This window comes from Bradyrhizobium sp. AUGA SZCCT0169, from assembly GCF_018130085.1.
Classification (GTDB): Bacteria; Pseudomonadota; Alphaproteobacteria; order Rhizobiales; family Xanthobacteraceae; genus Bradyrhizobium.
In genome coordinates this window covers 36,607-52,791 of the sequence record NZ_JAFCMC010000035.1, presented here as the reverse complement: position 1 = coordinate 52,791, position 16,185 = coordinate 36,607, and the positions used below count along the sequence as shown (strand labels likewise).

Annotated in this window: 13 protein-coding genes; 4 read left to right on the top strand and 9 right to left on the bottom strand. The window is 64.3% G+C overall.

Annotated features, from left to right (window positions below):
• Positions 1–4 precede the first annotated feature (4 nt).
• Positions 5–463, top strand: a complete 459-nt coding sequence (locus JQ609_RS28310; protein WP_212205646.1) for a RidA family protein — start codon at positions 5–7, stop codon at positions 461–463.
• Positions 464–617: 154 nt separating this feature from the next.
• Here JQ609_RS28310 and JQ609_RS28305 read toward each other — a convergent pair whose 3' ends face one another.
• Positions 618–2,927 (bottom strand): penicillin acylase family protein, encoded by a 2,310-nt coding sequence (locus JQ609_RS28305; RefSeq protein WP_312014902.1) that lies wholly within the window; start codon positions 2,925–2,927, stop codon positions 618–620.
• A gap of 238 nt (positions 2,928–3,165) precedes the next feature.
• Here JQ609_RS28305 and JQ609_RS28300 point away from each other — a divergent pair, with 238 nt between their 5' ends.
• Both JQ609_RS28300 and JQ609_RS28295 read left to right on the top strand, forming a co-directional pair.
• Positions 3,166–4,410 (top strand): aminotransferase class III-fold pyridoxal phosphate-dependent enzyme, encoded by a 1,245-nt coding sequence (locus tag JQ609_RS28300; protein WP_212276130.1) that lies wholly within the window; start codon positions 3,166–3,168, stop codon positions 4,408–4,410.
• A gap of 80 nt (positions 4,411–4,490) precedes the next feature.
• Complete coding sequence (locus JQ609_RS28295; RefSeq protein ID WP_212276129.1) at positions 4,491–6,068, top strand: gamma-glutamyltransferase family protein; 1,578 nt, start codon at positions 4,491–4,493, stop codon at positions 6,066–6,068.
• Between the two features lie 2 nt (positions 6,069–6,070).
• On the opposite strand, the gene JQ609_RS28290 is transcribed toward JQ609_RS28295, so the two are convergent.
• The 8 genes from JQ609_RS28290 to JQ609_RS28255 all read right to left on the bottom strand — a co-directional run bounded on the left by JQ609_RS28290 (position 6,071) and on the right by JQ609_RS28255 (position 15,337).
• The gene (locus JQ609_RS28290; RefSeq protein WP_212276128.1) at positions 6,071–7,357 is read right to left on the bottom strand and encodes an aspartate aminotransferase family protein; all 1,287 of its coding nucleotides are present in this window, start codon (positions 7,355–7,357) and stop codon (positions 6,071–6,073) included.
• A 5-nt stretch (positions 7,358–7,362) separates the two neighbouring features.
• The gene (locus JQ609_RS28285) at positions 7,363–8,304 is read right to left on the bottom strand and encodes a phosphotransferase (RefSeq protein WP_212276127.1); all 942 of its coding nucleotides are present in this window, start codon (positions 8,302–8,304) and stop codon (positions 7,363–7,365) included.
• A gap of 166 nt (positions 8,305–8,470) precedes the next feature.
• A complete protein-coding gene (locus tag JQ609_RS28280) occupies positions 8,471–9,406 on the bottom strand; it encodes a glyoxylate/hydroxypyruvate reductase A (protein ID WP_212276126.1) in 936 nt (311 codons plus the stop codon).
• 2 nt (positions 9,407–9,408) lie between these two features.
• Positions 9,409–11,025 carry an ABC transporter ATP-binding protein gene (locus JQ609_RS28275; protein WP_212276125.1) on the bottom strand — a complete coding sequence of 539 codons (1,617 nt, stop codon included), beginning with the start codon at positions 11,023–11,025 and terminating at the stop codon, positions 9,409–9,411.
• Positions 11,026–11,027: 2 nt separating this feature from the next.
• Positions 11,028–11,867 carry an ABC transporter permease gene (locus tag JQ609_RS28270; protein ID WP_212205660.1) on the bottom strand — a complete coding sequence of 280 codons (840 nt, stop codon included), beginning with the start codon at positions 11,865–11,867 and terminating at the stop codon, positions 11,028–11,030.
• Positions 11,864–12,835, bottom strand: a complete 972-nt coding sequence (locus JQ609_RS28265; protein ID WP_212205662.1) for an ABC transporter permease — start codon at positions 12,833–12,835, stop codon at positions 11,864–11,866. The genes JQ609_RS28270 and JQ609_RS28265 overlap by 4 nt, the downstream gene beginning before the upstream one ends.
• A gap of 84 nt (positions 12,836–12,919) precedes the next feature.
• Positions 12,920–14,506, bottom strand: coding sequence for an ABC transporter substrate-binding protein (locus JQ609_RS28260; protein WP_212276124.1), 1,587 nt, complete (start codon positions 14,504–14,506; stop codon positions 12,920–12,922).
• Positions 14,507–14,563: 57 nt separating this feature from the next.
• On the bottom strand, positions 14,564–15,337 hold the full coding sequence (locus tag JQ609_RS28255; RefSeq protein ID WP_212276123.1) for a class II aldolase/adducin family protein: 774 nt from the start codon (positions 15,335–15,337) through the stop codon (positions 14,564–14,566).
• A gap of 154 nt (positions 15,338–15,491) precedes the next feature.
• Between JQ609_RS28255 and JQ609_RS28250 the strand changes: the two genes are divergently transcribed.
• Positions 15,492–16,178 carry a GntR family transcriptional regulator gene (locus JQ609_RS28250; RefSeq protein ID WP_212205668.1) on the top strand — a complete coding sequence of 229 codons (687 nt, stop codon included), beginning with the start codon at positions 15,492–15,494 and terminating at the stop codon, positions 16,176–16,178.
• The last annotated feature ends 7 nt before the right edge of the window (positions 16,179–16,185 follow it).

Genomic DNA, 16,185 nt, shown 5'->3' with positions numbered 1-16,185 from the left:
TCTTGTGAGCACGCAAAAAGGGCCCACGCTGGCGGTGTTGCCGGTAGCGAAGGGCGAGGGGCCGGCTTCAGGCCTGCAGATCCTGCAGCCGAGCGGCTGGCCGGTGCCGAAGGGATACGCCAACGGCATGGCGGCCGACGGACGCCTGATCGTGACCGGTGGCGTGATTGGCTGGGACGCCAGCAACGTACTGGCCGATGGCTTCATCGCACAGGTGCGCCAGACGCTGGAGAACATACTCGCGATCCTGGCGGAGGGCGGCGCGAAGCCCGAACACCTCGTGCGCCTGACCTGGTATGTCGTCGACATCGAGGAGTATCTGGCGAACCTGAAAGCGCTCGGAAAAGTGTATCGCGAAATCTTCGGCGCGCATTACCCGGCGATGGCGCTGGTGCAGGTGGTGCGGCTTGTCGAGAAAGCCGCACGTGTCGAGATCGAGGCGACGGCCGTGGTGCCGCGGTAACTTTCTCCTTCGTCATGGCCGGGCATAGCCGTCTGAAGGACGGCGTCGCTTCCGCTCGCTATGCCCGGCCATCCACGTCTTTCTTGCTTCGTGAGAGCCAAGACGTGGATGCCCGGGTCAAGCCCGGGCATGACGAAGTTTGCTGAGCAAGCCTTCAACTCCTGCTGAGCATCTGGTGCGAACTCGCCCCGCGCTTGATTGCTTCCCAGTCGTAGAGCATCGGCACCATTTCGCCTTTTGCCCATGTCGCGTTCTGGTTCGCGTAATGCGGACTGGCCGGATGGCCCGACGCGCCATGGAAGACGATCCACCGGCAGTTGTTCCATGCGCCGACGTCGAAGACGTAGCGGGACAGTGCGGACGAGGTGGCCTGGAAGCCCAATTTCATCGAATATCCCGCCATGAATACGCAATCATTGTCGCCGGATATCTTGGCGCAATCCTTGTCGAGCTGGCTGGCATGATCGGGGAAAGCGACCGAGAGTGCGTGCTTGAGCTTTGGCGTATGCAGCGTGCCCCAATCGGCGGTCGGCGCATTCTTCGACACCGTGACAACAGCCTCGCGCAGCAGCTCATTCCAGGTCGCGCCCTTCAATAGACTCTCGTCATTGCTGCGCAGCAGTTGCGGCAGCGTCCACCAGAACTGGACTTCCGGAAACAGGCCCGGTGCCACCTTGGTGAAATCGCTCTCAGTGGTCTTGTCGAGGCCCGATCGGCGAAGCGCGAGCTTTGTCAACTCCAGCCGGACGGCGGAATACGCCGCGGCCGCGACCGAGTCGCCGCGCATCTCGCCATCCCAGCCAAGGATCAGGTCGCACAATTGCTTCGTCTGCGCCGGCAGCCCGATCGCGCGCAGGCGTTCGCGGATTTCGATGGCGGGAATGCTCAGGAGGTCGCGGTGAATGGCCGGCATTTGCTCGGGTGAGGGCCGCTTCAATTCCTTGAGCCGCAGCCAGATGCGGCGGGTGCGGTGCGGCGGCATCGGGTCGGTCGAGAGATAAGGTTCGCGCTCGGGCTCCACCACGCGATTATTGGCGGTGACGATCATTCCTTTATCCGGCGCAATCGTATGCGGCATGTCTTCGAACGGCACCATGCCGTCCCATTCGTGCTCGCCGGTCCAGCCCGGCACCGGCAGCCAGCCATTGGAGCGCGGTCGCTTCGGCACCAAGGCGCGCACGCGATGGCCGATTTTGCCTGACGTGTCGCCGGCAACGACATTATGGTCCAACAGCGCAAAGCCGCGCGTCGCTTCGTATAGTTGCTCGACCGACTTGGCGCGCAGCATCCGCACCATACAGTCGAACGACGAATCAGGCACCGCGAACTGCACGGATTTCAGCGCCAGCGCGGTGCCCTTTGTCGGGTCGCCCGCGATCACCGGCCCATGTTGGGTTTCGACCACGTTGATCGTAACGTCATTGCCGCCTCGCACCTTGATGGTTTCAGGGCGCTGCGTCGCGGGCAGCATCTCTCCTTTGAAGCGATAGTGGCGGGCGTCGGCGTCGAATTGTTCGACATAGAGATCGTGGATGTCGACAAAGGCATGCGTCACGCACCAGGCGACGTTGGCTGTGTGACCAAAATGCGGGAAACCGGGCACGCCGGGGACGGTGAGGCCGATGACGTCGAACTCGTCGCAGGCGAGATGCGCCTGCGCGTACATGTTCGGCATCTCCAATATTCGATGCGGATCGCCGGCGACGATCGCCCGGCCGGTCGCGGTGCGCTCGGCCGAGATCGCCCAATTGTTGCTGCCACCATCGAGCTCCGCGCCCATCTGCTCCTGGGCGGTCGCCAGCAGCGCTGAGATGCCGGGCTTGAGATCGGCAAGCGCAGCCGCCAGCCTTTTGCCTTCGACGCCTGGCGGCACGCACAGCAGATCGCTGCCGCCATCATCGAAGCGCAGTTTTGCGATGTTGTCGGCGCCGACGATCGGCAGCGCCGCGGCGCGCCACAGCTTCCACCACACCGATCCCATCAGGAACCCGATCTGCCGCATGACAGCGATGGAATGCCAGGGCTCCCAGGCGACAGGTTCGCAGCCGAGGATTTTGTATTCGACCGGCCATCGGCGCAGCGCGATGAAGGCGTTGACGCCGCGCGCGTACGCCACCAGCATTGCCTTGGCCTCGTCGCCGAGCAGGGCATAGTCACGGCGCGAGGCGGCGTCGCCATTCATCTGCCGGGCAATTACATCGCCGGCAACAGCGCGGGCGCCGAGCCATTCGGCATATCGACCGGTGCCACGCCGCAACAATGCCTCCATCTGCCAGAGCCGGTCCTGCGCCTGCGCAAACCCGAGCCCGGCGAATGCATCCTGAAAGGTGCTGCCGCGGACATGCGGGATGCCCCACGCATCGCGCCAGATGTCGACAGGGCCGAGCAGCCCCTTCACCTGCGCCGGGCTGACATAGTCCGGCAGGTGATCGGCCGGGTTGATCCGGGTGGTGGTTGCGGTCACAGGGCGCTCCCGAGCTTTTCTGATTTGTTGTTCTTGCGGCGGACGCATCATACGCATGCGCGCATGCAAAGCCATGCCTGATAGCTGCGCCGGAACGGGCACGCATGTCGCCGGCATCTTGCCGTTGTTCGCGTGCGATGCTTTGATGGCGGGATGGAGTCTCTCCCTTCATCGAAGCGGGGAGGCGCCACGTCTGCGGCCGCCGAGAAAAACAACAAGCGCACACCAAGAGGACGCCATGAACAAGCCAGCAGCGGTATTGAGCGAAACACAGAGCGCGGATGCGATGTTGCGGGCGCGAGCCCAGCGCGTGGTGCCCGGCGGCATGTGGGGACATCTCAACGCCGCGCGGCTGCCGGAAGGCTATCCGCAGTTCTTCGCCTCCGCCGAGGGATGCCGGGTGCGCGACGTCGACGGGCGCGAATATATCGACTTCATGTGCAGCTGGGGACCGGTGCTGCTCGGCCATCGCCACCCCGAAGTGCAGGCGGCGGCCGAGGCGCAGGCCGCCTTCGGCGATTGTCTGAACGGGCCGGGCGAGGTCATGGTGGATCTGGCCGAAGATTTCGTCGCGATGGTGCCGCATGCTGACTGGGCGATGTTCCAGAAGAACGGCGGTGACGCGACCACGGCTTGCGTGACGATCGCGCGGGCCGGCACCGGTCGGCGCAAGGTGCTGGTCGCCAAGGGCAGCTATCACGGCGCGTTGCCCTGGTGTTCGCCGAGCGTGGCCGGCGTCACCAGCGAAGACCGTGCGCATCTGCTGCACTTTGAATACAACGACGTCGCGAGCCTGCAGGCGGCGGTCGATGAAGCGGGCAAGGATCTTGCCGCGATCCTGGTCACCGGTTTTCGACACGATATCGCCCGCGATCTCGAATTGCCGACGCGCGAATTCGCCGCCGCTGCACGTGCCGCGTGCGACGCCACCGGTGCCGCGCTCGTTCTCGACGAGGTGCGCACCGGGCTGCGGCTCGATGTCAGGGGAAGCTGGGAGGCGCTCGGCGTGCGCCCTGATCTCGCCGCCTGGAGCAAGGCCATCGCCAATGGCTACGCGCTGGCGGCGGTGACCGGCAATGATAAATTCCGCGAGGCGGCATCAAAAGTGTTCGTCACGGGATCATTCTGGTGCGGCACGGTGGCGATGGCGGCGGCGCGAACCACGCTGCGTATCGCACGGGAAACCGATGTCCCCGGCCATATCCGCGCTATGGGCCTGCGGCTGCGTGAGGGGCTGGCGTCGCTGGCAAATCAGCACGGCATCGCGATCCGTCAGAGCGGTCCGCCGCAAATGCCGCTGATGCTGTTCGACGCCGATCCGGATGTGAAAAAGGGGCGGGCGTTCTGTTCGGCGGCCTTGCGCCATGGCGCATTCTTCCATCCCGTGCACAACATGTTCCTGTCCGCAGCCCACCAGGCCGTTGATATCGATGCGGCGCTGGAAGCGGCCTCGCACGGTTTTAGAGCCGTCCGGTCTCTTTAACCTCTCAAGATAAGAGGGCATGATCTTTTCCGAAAACCGGATTCCACTTTTCGGGATCATGCCCTGAAGGAGTTTCTCAATTGCGTAATTTTTTCTTCCCCGGCCGCTCGCCGGTCTATGCCGCGCAGGCGGCCGCCGCCACGTCGCACCCGATGTCGACCTTGGTGGCATTGGAAATGCTTCGCTCCGGCGGCAATGCCATCGATGCCGGGATCGCGGCGGTCGCCGTGCAATGCGTGGTCGATCCGATGATGACAGGCGTCGGCGGCGATTGTTTTGCGCTCTATGCCCCGAAGGGACGTGCGACGCCGATTGCGCTCAACGGCTCCGGCCGCTCGCCGGCGGCGGCGGAGGCCGCATGGTATCGCGAGCGCAAGATCTCGATCACCCAGCATTCGCCGCATGCGGTGATGGTGCCCGGCGTGATCGGCGCCTGGGCGCAACTGGTGAAGGACCACGGCACGCGCAGCCTTGGTGAAATCCTCCAGCCGGCGATCAAGCTCGCCGAAGAAGGCTACATCGTGCAGTCCCGCGTCGCCTGGGACTGGGCGCGCAACGCCGGCATCGCGGCCAGGGATCCCGACACCGCGAAATCCTTCCTGGTCGATGGCAAGGCGCCGGTCGCCGGCGCGCGCATGCGTAATCCGCAGCTTGCGGCGACGTTGCGGCTGGTTGCGGAAAAGGGAGAGGCTGGTTTCTACCAGGGCGCGGTGGCCGAAGACATCGTGAAAAAACTGCGCTCGATCGGCGGTCTGCATACGCTCGACGATTTTGCCAGCGCGCAGCCGGAATACGTCACGCCGGTGTCGACGGACTATCGCGGCTATCAGGTCTATGAATGTCCGCCGAACGGGCAGGGACTTGCCGCCCTGATGATGCTCAACGTGCTCTCGAGCTACGACATCGGCAACATGTCCGATGTCGACCGCATCCACATCTTTGCCGAGGCCAGCAAGCAGGTTTACCTGCACCGCGATGCGCTGTTCGGCGACCCAGCGCAAGTCGAGACGCCGGTCGAGTATCTGCTGTCGGCGGAATGGCGCGATCAGGCGCGCCGCCGTATCGATCCGAACAGGGCAAAGCCGCCGGTGCTGTTTCCGGCGCGGCCGCACAAGGATACCATCTATCTCTGCGTGGTCGACCGCGACGGCAATTCGCTGTCGCTGATCAATTCGCTGTTCGAGGCGTTCGGCAGCGGCATCCTGGCGCCGGGAAGCGGTGTGATGCTCAACAACCGCGGTTTCACGTTCAACACCGAACAGGGGCATCCCAATTGCGTCGCTCCGCGCAAGCGGCCGATGAACACGATCATCCCGGGCATGCTGATGCGGGACGGCGAGGCGGTGGCGCCGTTCGGCGTGATGGGCGGGCACTACCAGTCGATGGGGCACGTCGAACTATTAACCGGGATCATCGACCGCGGCTTTGACGTGCAGGAAGCGCTCGATGTGCCCCGCAGTTTTGGCCACGACGACGTACTGGATCTCGAACAGAGTATCTCGCCGGTCATCGAGGCTGAGTTGCAGAAGCGTGGGCACAAGATCAGCCGGCCGATCGTTCCGCTCGGCAGCGGGCAGATCATCTGGCGCGACCGGGCAACGGGTTCGCTGATCGCCGGCTCCGACTGCCGCAAGGATGGCAGCGCGGCCGGATTCTAGCGTCAGGTTTTGTCGAGTGCCTGCAAGGATTGATCGAGCCGCTCGATCAGTATGTCGGCGTGCTCGGTGCTGAACACCAGCTGCGGCCGGATCTTGAGGACATTGGCTTGCGGTCCCGCCGCACTGATCAGTACGCGCCGCTCGCGCAGCGCGTTGACGATGGCGGCGGTTTCGCTCGCGGCCGGCGTGCCGGCCGGTCCGCCATGCCGCAGCTCCACGCCGAAGAACAATCCGGCGCCGCGTACCTCTGATATCAATGGATGGCGCGCCTGCAGCTGCCGAAACTGATCACGCAGATAGCCGCCGACGCGCTGCGCATTCGCCAGCAAGCCTTCGGACTCGATCACTTCGAGCACGGCTATGCCGGCGGCCGCCGAGACGGGATTGCCGCCAAAAGTGTTGAAGTAGCGCGACCGCGCGCCGAATTCGGCCAGCACTTCCGGACGCGCCGCCATGCCGGCGACCGGATGGCCGTTGCCCATCGGCTTGCCCATCGTGACCAGATCGGGAATGAGGCCGTGGCGGGCAAAGCCCCACATCTGCTCGCCGGTGCGGCCGAAACCGGGCTGCACCTCGTCGGCGATAAAGATGCCGCCGGCCGCACGCACCGCTTCGACCGCGGGGCGCAGGAAGCCTGCGGGGTCCGCGAACACGCCGTCGCTGGAGAAGATGGTATCGACCAACAGTCCGGCTGGGCGAATGCCGTTTTTCTTCATGTCATCGAGCGCGCCGCGCACGTGCCGGGCAAAAATCTCGCCGGTGTCGTCGCCGGCGGAGCGCGGCGCCGGCACCAGCCGGGCGTGGCTGTCCTTCGCCAGCGGCAGCCCAAGCGAAGGCGACAACTCGGCCAGCGCGCTGGTGACGCCGTGATAGGCGGTTTCCGTCACGATGAAGCCGGTGCCGCCGGTGCAGGTGCGGGCCACGCGCAGCGCGAGATCATTGGCCTCGCTGCCGGTGCAGGTGAACATGATCTGGCCGATCCCGGCCGGGAAGGTGGCGAGCAGTTTTTCGGCATAATCGAGCAGGGTCTCGTGCAGATAGCGCGTGTGCGTGTTCAGCACCGCGGCCTGCCGCGCGATCGCCTGCACGACGTGGGGATGCGAGTGTCCGACCGACGCGACATTGTTATAGGCGTCCAGATAGGCATTGCCGGCGGGATCGTAGAGCCACACGCCTTCGCCGCGGACGAATTGCACGGGCTGTTCGTAGAACAGCCGGTAGGCCGGTCCGAGCAGCCGCTTGCGCCTCGCGATCAGATCATTTGTCGAAGCGGTCTCGTCGATAGACATCTGTCTTACTCCGAATTGCAGGCAGACTGAATTTGCTGCCGGGCCTGGGCCCGGGGAATACCAGCGATTCGCTGCAGTCTGCCCCAGGCCGCCGGATTGTTGCGCAGAATATAGTCCCGATTCCCGGGATAGCGGATGGCCCGCCAGCTGCTGATCACGATGGTCATCACCATGCGCGTCGCGATCAGGTCGAACAATATCTCGAATTCGATGGGCTCGAGCGGCGTGACCGCATCGTAGGCCGCGATCATGTCGCAGGCAGGCGCGAGCGGATCGCTGCCATCGACGACCTGGTACGCCGCTGTCACGGCGAGGTCGACGACCCGGGCGGTCGACGTCATGTCGCCAAAGTCGATGATTCCGGCGATCCGCTCGCTGTTGGCGGAATCGACGACGATGTTGTGCGGGTTGAGATCGTTGTGAAGCGGCTGTTTGGGCAGGCCGGACAGCACGGGAAGGGCGTGCGTCTCGAACCGATCCAGGGTGCGCTCGACGAGAGTGCGTCGGTCGGCCGGGACGGCGTCAATCAATGGACGCAATTCGGCGGCGTGCTGAAGGTCCCACAGCAGCTTGTGATTGGCGCCGGGATGCCGGAAGTCGCGAAGCCCCCGCGCCATCCGTGCGGCGCACTGGCCGAGGTCGCGCCGCAGTGCCGCCGAACTCTCGACGGTGTGGAAGGGCGTTCCGGCAAGAAACGACAGGAGACGCACGATCCGCGTCGAGCCGTCGTCGAAGCCGACCTCGAGTTCCGTTGCGCCGTTCGACGCCGGGAAGATGCGCGGCACCGGCAGTCCGGGGTCGGCGGCGGCCAGGTGAACCAGGGCTTCGGTCTGCAGATTCGTGACCGCGCGATCCTCTGTGGGGTTCGCGATCTTCAGCACATATTCGCGTCCGTCCGGCGTCCGCAGCCGGAAATTCTGATCGCGCTCGCTGTCGAGGCGACGCACCGTGACCGGCAGACCGTAATGTTCGGCCGCCAGTTCCGTGGCAAGCGTCTCCGGAATGCTTGATGCGGCGCGCAGGCCATCGATCGGATGTGCCGCGTCAATCGCGGGAGAGGAGTCTGGCACCGCAGTGTCCTTTAGGCCGTGATCCTTTGGGGCGCGCGACCGGTCAATAGCCGCGTTGGCGGTCGATGGCGTTCGGCGGCCGTCGGCCGGTTTGTATTGCGTCGGCGGTTGCGACGACCGTGGTCGCAACGGCCTCGACCCGGACTTCGCAGGCGTCGTGTGGCGTCACGACGATTTTGGGATGATGCCAGAACGGGTGCGCCGGCGCCAGCGGTTCGGCCGCGAACACGTCGAGTGCGGCGCCGTCGAGTTGACCGCTTTCCAAGGCGGCCAGCAGGTCCGCTTCGACCAGATGTTCGCCGCGACCGACCTGGATGAGATAGCCGCCGCGGCGCATGCGGGCGAACAGTTTTGCGCTGAGAATGCCCTGGGTCTCCTGCGTCAACGGCAGCAGGTTCACCAGCACCTCGCTTTCACCAAGCATGGCGGAGAGGCCGGCGGGGCCGTGGAATCCCCGGACGGAGGCGGGCGTCGGCTTCGCCGTCCGGCTCCACGCCATGACGGGAAAACCGAGCTGCGCAAGGTCGGCGGCAACGCGCTGGCCGATTTCGCCGTAGCCGAGGATGCCGACCGGCACGTCCTGCGCGGCACGCTGCGGGAGGCGCTTCCAAATTCCGTCACGCTGCTGGGCCAGATAAGTTGCGAAACGCCGCTGATGCGAGATCGCATGCCAGATGACAAAGCCTGACATCGTCTGCGCCTGCAGGGGATCGACGATGCGAACGACGTCGATATCCGGCCGCAGGCTCGGGCAGGCGACTATATTGTCGACGCCCGCGCCGATCGAACAGACCGCCTTCAGGTTAGGGTAACGCTCGAAGGCGTCGGCCGGCGGATGCCACGCGATCGCCAGAGATATGTCCGCATCCGACCCGTTGCGGCGATGGTCGACGATTTCGATACGGTCGGCGATGCGCGCGAACTCCGCACCGAGGTAGCCTCTGATATCGAGGCTGCTGCTGACGAGCGCACAACGCATCTTCACGCCGCCTTGGAGGACGAAATCTGGCCTGGCACCGCGGCAAGGAGCTCTCGCGTGTAGGGGTGCTCGGGGGAGGAGAACAGCGCTGCGGCTGATCTCAGTTCGACGATCGATCCGCGCTGCATCACCGCAATGCGGTCGCAGATCTGCGCTGCCACCCGCAAATCATGGGTGATGAACAGCATCGACAGCCCAAGCCGCGTCTTGAGGTCTTCGAGCAGGTTCAGAACCTGCGCCTGCACGGAGACGTCGAGCGCGGAGACCGCTTCGTCGGCGACCAGGATTTCCGGGTCGAGCGCGAGCGCCCGTGCGATCCCGATCCGTTGCCGCTGGCCACCGGAGAATTCGTGCGGAAAACGTTCCATCGCGCTGGCATTGAGGCCTACCAGACCCAGCAGATCGTGGGCGCGCGCTCGCGCGGCCGCAGGGTCCGCGCCGTGCGCGATCGGGCCATCGGTGATGATGTTGCCGACCTTGCGGCGCGGATTGAGCGACGCGAACGGATCCTGAAACACCATCTGGATGCGCTTGCGCTGCTCGCGTAGCGCCTTGCCGTTGATGCGCGTCAGGTCGGTTTCACCGAGCCGCACGGTGCCGGCATCCGGCTCGATCAGGCGCATGATCAGGCGAGCGATGGAGGATTTGCCGGAACCAGATTCGCCGACCAGGCCAAGCGTCTCGCCCTGAAAAATCTCAAAACTGACTTCCTTGGCGGCCTGGACGCTGCGCGTCGGCTGAAACCAGCCGCCGCCGCTGACATAGGTTTTTTCGATCCCGATCACCTCGACCACCTTCGGCCGGTCGAGCCGGGAAGCGCGCGCCGGCGGCTGCAGCTTTGGTACGGCGGCGAGCAGGGCCCTTGTATAGGGATGTTGCGGACGCCGCAGCACGTCGTCGGCTGCGCCCTGTTCGACCACCTTGCCGTGTTGGAGCACGACGACGCGATCGGCGATATCGGTGACGACGCCGAAATCATGGGTGATGAACATCACCGCCATGTTGCGGCTGCGTTGCAGGTCGCGGATAAGTTTGAGGATCTGCGCCTGCGTGGTGACGTCGAGCGCCGTCGTCGGCTCGTCGGCTACCAGTACCGCCGGTTCGAGCGCCAGCGCCATCGCGATCATCGCGCGCTGCCGCTGGCCGCCCGAGAGCTGGTGCGGATAGGCGCGCACGCTACGTTCGGGGTCGGGCAGGCCGACTTCGCGCAGCAGACCGAGGGCTTTCTGCCTTCGCTCTTTCGGCGTCAACAGACCATGCGCCTCGAACATCTCGGCGATCTGGTCGCCGATCCGCATCAAGGGGTTGAGCGCCGTCATCGGCTCCTGAAACACCATGGCCACGCGGCGGCCGCGCAGACCGAGCCAGGAATCCGCGTCGAGGGTCAGCAGGTTTTGTCCGCCAAAGGTGATCTCGCCGGTCTCGGCGATCACGGTGTCGGGCAAGAGGCCCATCAGCGCGTGTGCGCACATCGATTTTCCGGAGCCGGATTCGCCGACGACGCAAAGGATCTTGCCGGCGGTGAGTTCGAACGACACGCCGTCCACGGCGTAAGCGCGGTCGCTGCCGGGCGGCAGCGCCAGCTTGAGGTCTTTGATGACTACGGCGGCGTCAGACATGCTCAGCGCCCGTCCTTGTTGAGACGCGGGTTGAGCGCATCGTTGAGTCCTTCGCCGATCAGATTCAGCGCCAGCACCGAGATCAGGATGGCGACGCCGGGAAACACGGTGATCCACCAGGCCTGGCGAATGACGGTCCGGCCGGCGCCGACCATGTAGCCCCACGACATCAGATTGGGATCGCCAAGGCCGAGAAACGACAGCGAGGATTCGAGCAGGATCGCGGTGGCGACCATCAGCGACGCCAATACGATCACCGGGGAGAGCGCGTTGGGCAGGATCTCGCGCCAGATGATCCAGCTGTTGGTCTGCCCGGTCACGATCGCCGCCTGGACATATTCACGGGTGCGCAGCGACAGCACCTCGCCGCGCACCAGCCGCGCCACCGGCGGCCAGCTGACGATGGCGATCGCAATCACGATCGAGACGATCGACGGCTGCAGCACCGCGACCAGCACGATCGCGAGCGCAAAGCTCGGCACGGTCTGAAAGAATTCGGTGAACCGCATCAGGGCGTCGCCGATCCGGCCGCCGAAATAGCCGGCCGCCGCGCCGACGGGAACGCCGATCGCGAGTGCCGCCAGCGTCGAGACGAGCCCGACCAGCAGCGAGACGCGGGCGCCGTAGATGATGCCCGCCATCACGTCGCGGCCGAGCGCGTCGGTGCCGAGCGGCAGGCCGGCCAGCGTGAACGGCGGCAGGAACGGCCGCTGCACCATTCGCCAGGGCGAGGTGGGGAACAGCAGGGGACCGAACACCGCGACCGCGATCGCAATCGTCAGGATCACGAGGCCGATCAGCCCGCCGGGATTGCGGAGCATCATTCGCCAAAACTGTCTCATGCGGCAAACTCGATGCGGGGATCGACCGAACGATAAATCAGGTCGGTGATCAGGTTGAAGGCCAGCACCATCGCCGAGCAAACGACGAAGACGCCGAGCAAAAGGTTGTAATCGCGCTGCAGCAGCGCCTCGTACATCAGGCGGCCGATGCCGGGCCAGGCGAACACGGTTTCGGTCAGCACGGCGCCGCCGACCAGGGTGCCCGCTTGCAATCCCGCCAGCGTCACCACCGGCAGCAGCGCGTTGCGCAGCACATGGCGGCGCTGGATCACGGCATCGCGCAAACCCTTGGCGCGCGCGGTCTTGACGAAGTCGAGACGCTTGACCTCGAGCATCGAGGCGCGGGTCATGCGGGCGTAGGTGGCCATGAAGAACAGCCCGATCGTGGTCGCAGGCATGATCAGATGCGCGCCGACATCCAGCACGTGGGCGAGACCCGTGTAATTCGCGCCGACGGTCTCGTAGCCAAAGCTCGGCAGCCAATCCATCGTGACCGAGAACAGCAGGATCGCCATCAGCGCGACCCAGAACAGCGGCGTGGCGTAGAAGATCAGCGCCAACACCGTGATCGCGGTATCGGTCCAGCTGCCGGCGCGGCGCGCCGCCAGCGTTCCGAACAGGACGCCGAAGGCGAGCGAGATCGCGAACGCCGTGCCTGTCAGCAGCAGGGTGGCCGGAAGCCGGTCGAGGATCAGCTTTGAAACCGGCATTTGCTGCCGGAACGAAAAGCCGAGATCGAGGCTGATGATGCCCTTGACGTAGAGAAACAGTTGCACCGGCAAAGGCTGGTCGAGGCCGAACTTTTCGCGGAGCTGCGCCAGGAAGATCTGGTCGCCGGCGCCGGCTTCGCCGGCCATCACCAGCGCCGGATCGCCCGGCGCCAGCCGGATCAGGAAAAAGTTGAGGACGACGATTGCCAAGAGGACGATGACGGCCTTGCCAATGCGCTGGGCAATGAATGCGAGCATCCTGTGGATTTCCGCTGCGTTAAAGGCGTGGTGTTGGAGTATCCGGCCGCGGCGAAGCGCCGCCGCGGCCCAGATGTCAGGGCGTTATTTCTCGATCCACGCGTCGCGGAAACCGTCATTGACGCCGATCGCGGTCGTGACGAGGTTCTTGACGTTGCAGCGGGTGATGGTGGGGAACTGCAGTTCGAGCAGCCATGCCACCGGCACGTCGTCGGTCAGGATCTTCTGCGCCTTGGTGTAGATCTCCGCCCGCTTGGAGTCCGGGAAGGCGACGGCGCCGTCCGCGAACAGCTGATCGATCTCCGGATTCGAATAGCCCTCGACGTTGTTGAACGGCGAGCCCTTCGTTATCTGGCTCGAGACGTAGTTGCGGCCGACGCCGAGCGCGGGATCGCCGTACTGATAGAGATAGGTGAAGGCCATATCATAGTCCCAGTCGGCGGTTTTCTGGTTCCAGCCGGGGACATCGGTCGCCACCATCTCGATGTTGATGCCGACATCCTGCAGATTCTGCTTCACGGCTTCGGCCCAACGCTGCCAGGTTTCGCCGTACGGCAGCGGCAGCAGGCGCACCTTCTCGCCGTTGTAGCCGGCCTCCTTGAGCAAGGCCTTCGCCTTCGCCGGGTTGAAATCGTATTTCGACACCGCGTCGGTGTAGTATTTGATCGAGGAGCCGGACGGACCGGTCGCGACCTTGCCGAGGCCGTTCCAGATCACGTCCTTTGCAAAGTTGCGGTCGATCGCGAACATCACGGCTTGACGGAATTTCTTGTTGGCCGTGGGGCCGGAGCGGTTGTTGAGCCACAGCCATGAATGCGGGCTGAAGAATTCCCACCCTGCGCCGGTGACGCAGACGTTCTTTAGTTTGCTCAGACGCGGAACGTCGAAATTCTCGACCGAACCGCCCGGCAGCACGTCGACCTTGCCGGTCTCGAACGCCACCGACCGCGCCGCGGCGTCGGGAATGACGTGCCAGTAGATCTCGTCGAGGTTGGGTTTGCCCTTGATGTAGTAGTTCGGGTTCTTGACCAGCCGGATGAACGAGCCCTTCTGCCATTCCTTGAACATGAAGGGGCCGGTGCCAATTGGCGTATTGTTGGCCGGGTTGGTCTTGAAGTCGGTTCCTTCATAGATGTGTTTTGGAATCATCGGCATCGAGCCGACTTCGAAGATGCCGAGGAACGGTCCGAACGGCTGCTTCAGCGTGAACACGACGGTGGAATCGTCTGGAGTTTCCACCTGGTCGAGCTGAGCCAGGTTGCCGCGGGCGCGGGCGTGGGTCTGTTTGAGGAATTCGATCGAGAAGACGACATCGGCCGCCGTGAACGGCTTGCTGTCATGCCAGGTGACGCCCTTCCGCAGCTTGAACGAGTAGATCTTGCCGTCTTCGCTGACGCTCCAGCTCTCGGCGAGACCCGGCAGCGGCTCCAGCTTCGGACCGTAGCGAAGCAGGCCTTCGTAGATGTTACCTGATACCATCTGGGTCGGGCCGTTCTGCACGATGCCCATCATCAGGCCCGGCGGTTCGGGCTGGATCACGGCATTGACGACGCCGCCGGACTTCGGCTCTTGCGCAAAGGCTTTACTGGAAAGGGCTGTGCTGGAGAGCACAAGGGCGCCTCCGGAAAGGCCGCCTACCACAGCGAGACCCATAACAAATTGCTTCAGCATGACATCTCTCTCTTGATCGCCTGAGCGGCGCGCGTTGCGTTGAAGTTTGAGTGGGGGCTAGTTCATGAAGTCCGGATCTGACCGTTCCAGCATCCGCTTGAAGGCGGTCCATTCGATGTCCGGCAAACCCTGGACTTCGATGCTGTCGTAGAACGTCGCGTATTGCCCGGCGGTCTTGCGGGCGACGCTTTCCGAGAGCGGCACGATCTCGGCGCCGGCGCCCTGGACCGCGAGCTGGGCGCGGCACGAGCGCTCCAGATTGTGCATCAGCTTGAAGGCTTCGGCGACGGAACGGCCGCAGGTGAGCATGCCGTGGTTGCGCAAAACCATGACGAACTTGTCGCCGAGATCGGCGACCAGGCGCTCGCGCTCATCCAGATCGAGCGCGATGCCTTCATAATCGTGATAGGCGAGGCGGTCGGTGAATTGCATCGACCATTGATTGAGCGGCAGCAGTCCCTGCTTCTGGCAGGACACCGCGACGCCGGCGACGGTGTGGGTGTGCAGCACGCAGGCCGCATCCGTGCGCGCCGCATGCACGGCGCTGTGAATGGTGAATCCGGCCGGGTTGATGCCGAGGTCCATCGGGTCGTCGATGACGTTGCCGTCGATATCGACGGTGACCAGATTGGACGCGGTGACTTCTTCAAACCGCAAGCCGTAAGGATTGATCAGAAAGCGGTCATGGCTGCCCGGCAGCCGGGCCGAGATATGGGTGTAGATGCTGTCGTCGAGGCCGAGCCGGTGAATCAGCCGGTAAGCGGCGGCGAGATCGATTCGGGCTTGCCGGGTTCCGTCCTTGATGGCCGGGGGCGGTACGTGCGCTGTCATTATTGGAATGCACCCTTTTTGAACAGGTCCAAGGGTTGCATCGCAACTAGGCTCATGACAAGACTAAACTGTCGACAATCGACGCTTAAATTATGTACAAGTGGTAAAACCGACCAAAATCGGATAAGAACCGGCCAAAATGGACCCATTTTTGATGCGCACATTGTCCCCGCCGGTCGGATTGCCAGCCCTCGCCGACACCGATCTCGTCGGTCAGGTCGCCCGTCTTTTGACCCAGGCGGTGGTCGAAGGCCGGCTGGCGCCGGGTTCCAAAGTCGTTGAAGCGGGGATCGCGAGGGAGCTTGGCGTGAGTCGGGCGCCGGTGCGTGAGGCCGCGCGGCTGCTGGAACAGCAGGGACTGCTGGTGGCCAGTCCGCGCCGCGGCTTCTTCGTGCGCAAATTCGCCGCTGACGATATCGACGACATCTATGACTTGCGGCTGTGCGTCGAGCGGCACGCGGCCGTGCTCGCCGCGCGCAACCTCACGCCGGAGACGCGCGACATGTTACGGCGGCAGATCGACGTGCTGCATCAGACCGCTGATCTGGAAGATCCCGCAAGGCAGGTCGAGGAGGACTACCGCTTTCACCGCCTGATCTGCGAGATCGCGGCGAACCGGCGGCTGTTGCGGTTGTTCGACGATCTCGCCTCGGAAATGCGCATGGTGATCGGCCTGATCGGCCGGCTGTACGACGATCCGCATGAAATCGCCCGGACACACGAACCCGTGTTAGCTGCCATCGAACAAGGCCATCCCGAACGCATCGTGGCGCATATCGACTATCACATCGGTCATGCGTGGCGCGAAGTCGGAAAACTCGTGCGGGAGATTCCCGCTTAGCCGGCGG

Bases quoted from the DNA above. Each gene is read 5' to 3' on its own strand.
- JQ609_RS28300 (WP_212276130.1), top strand. From the start codon at position 3,166: ATGAACAAGCCAGCAGCGGTATTGAGCGAAACACAGAGCGCGGATGCG.
- JQ609_RS28290 (WP_212276128.1), bottom strand. From the start codon at position 7,357: ATGTCTATCGACGAGACCGCTTCGACAAATGATCTGATCGCGAGGCGC.
- JQ609_RS28280 (WP_212276126.1), bottom strand. From the start codon at position 9,406: ATGCGTTGTGCGCTCGTCAGCAGCAGCCTCGATATCAGAGGCTACCTC.
- JQ609_RS28275 (WP_212276125.1), bottom strand. From the start codon at position 11,025: ATGTCTGACGCCGCCGTAGTCATCAAAGACCTCAAGCTGGCGCTGCCG.
- JQ609_RS28270 (WP_212205660.1), bottom strand. From the start codon at position 11,867: ATGAGACAGTTTTGGCGAATGATGCTCCGCAATCCCGGCGGGCTGATC.
- JQ609_RS28265 (WP_212205662.1), bottom strand. From the start codon at position 12,835: ATGCTCGCATTCATTGCCCAGCGCATTGGCAAGGCCGTCATCGTCCTC.
- JQ609_RS28260 (WP_212276124.1), bottom strand. From the start codon at position 14,506: ATGCTGAAGCAATTTGTTATGGGTCTCGCTGTGGTAGGCGGCCTTTCC.
- JQ609_RS28255 (WP_212276123.1), bottom strand. From the start codon at position 15,337: ATGACAGCGCACGTACCGCCCCCGGCCATCAAGGACGGAACCCGGCAA.
- JQ609_RS28250 (WP_212205668.1), top strand. From the start codon at position 15,492: ATGCGCACATTGTCCCCGCCGGTCGGATTGCCAGCCCTCGCCGACACC.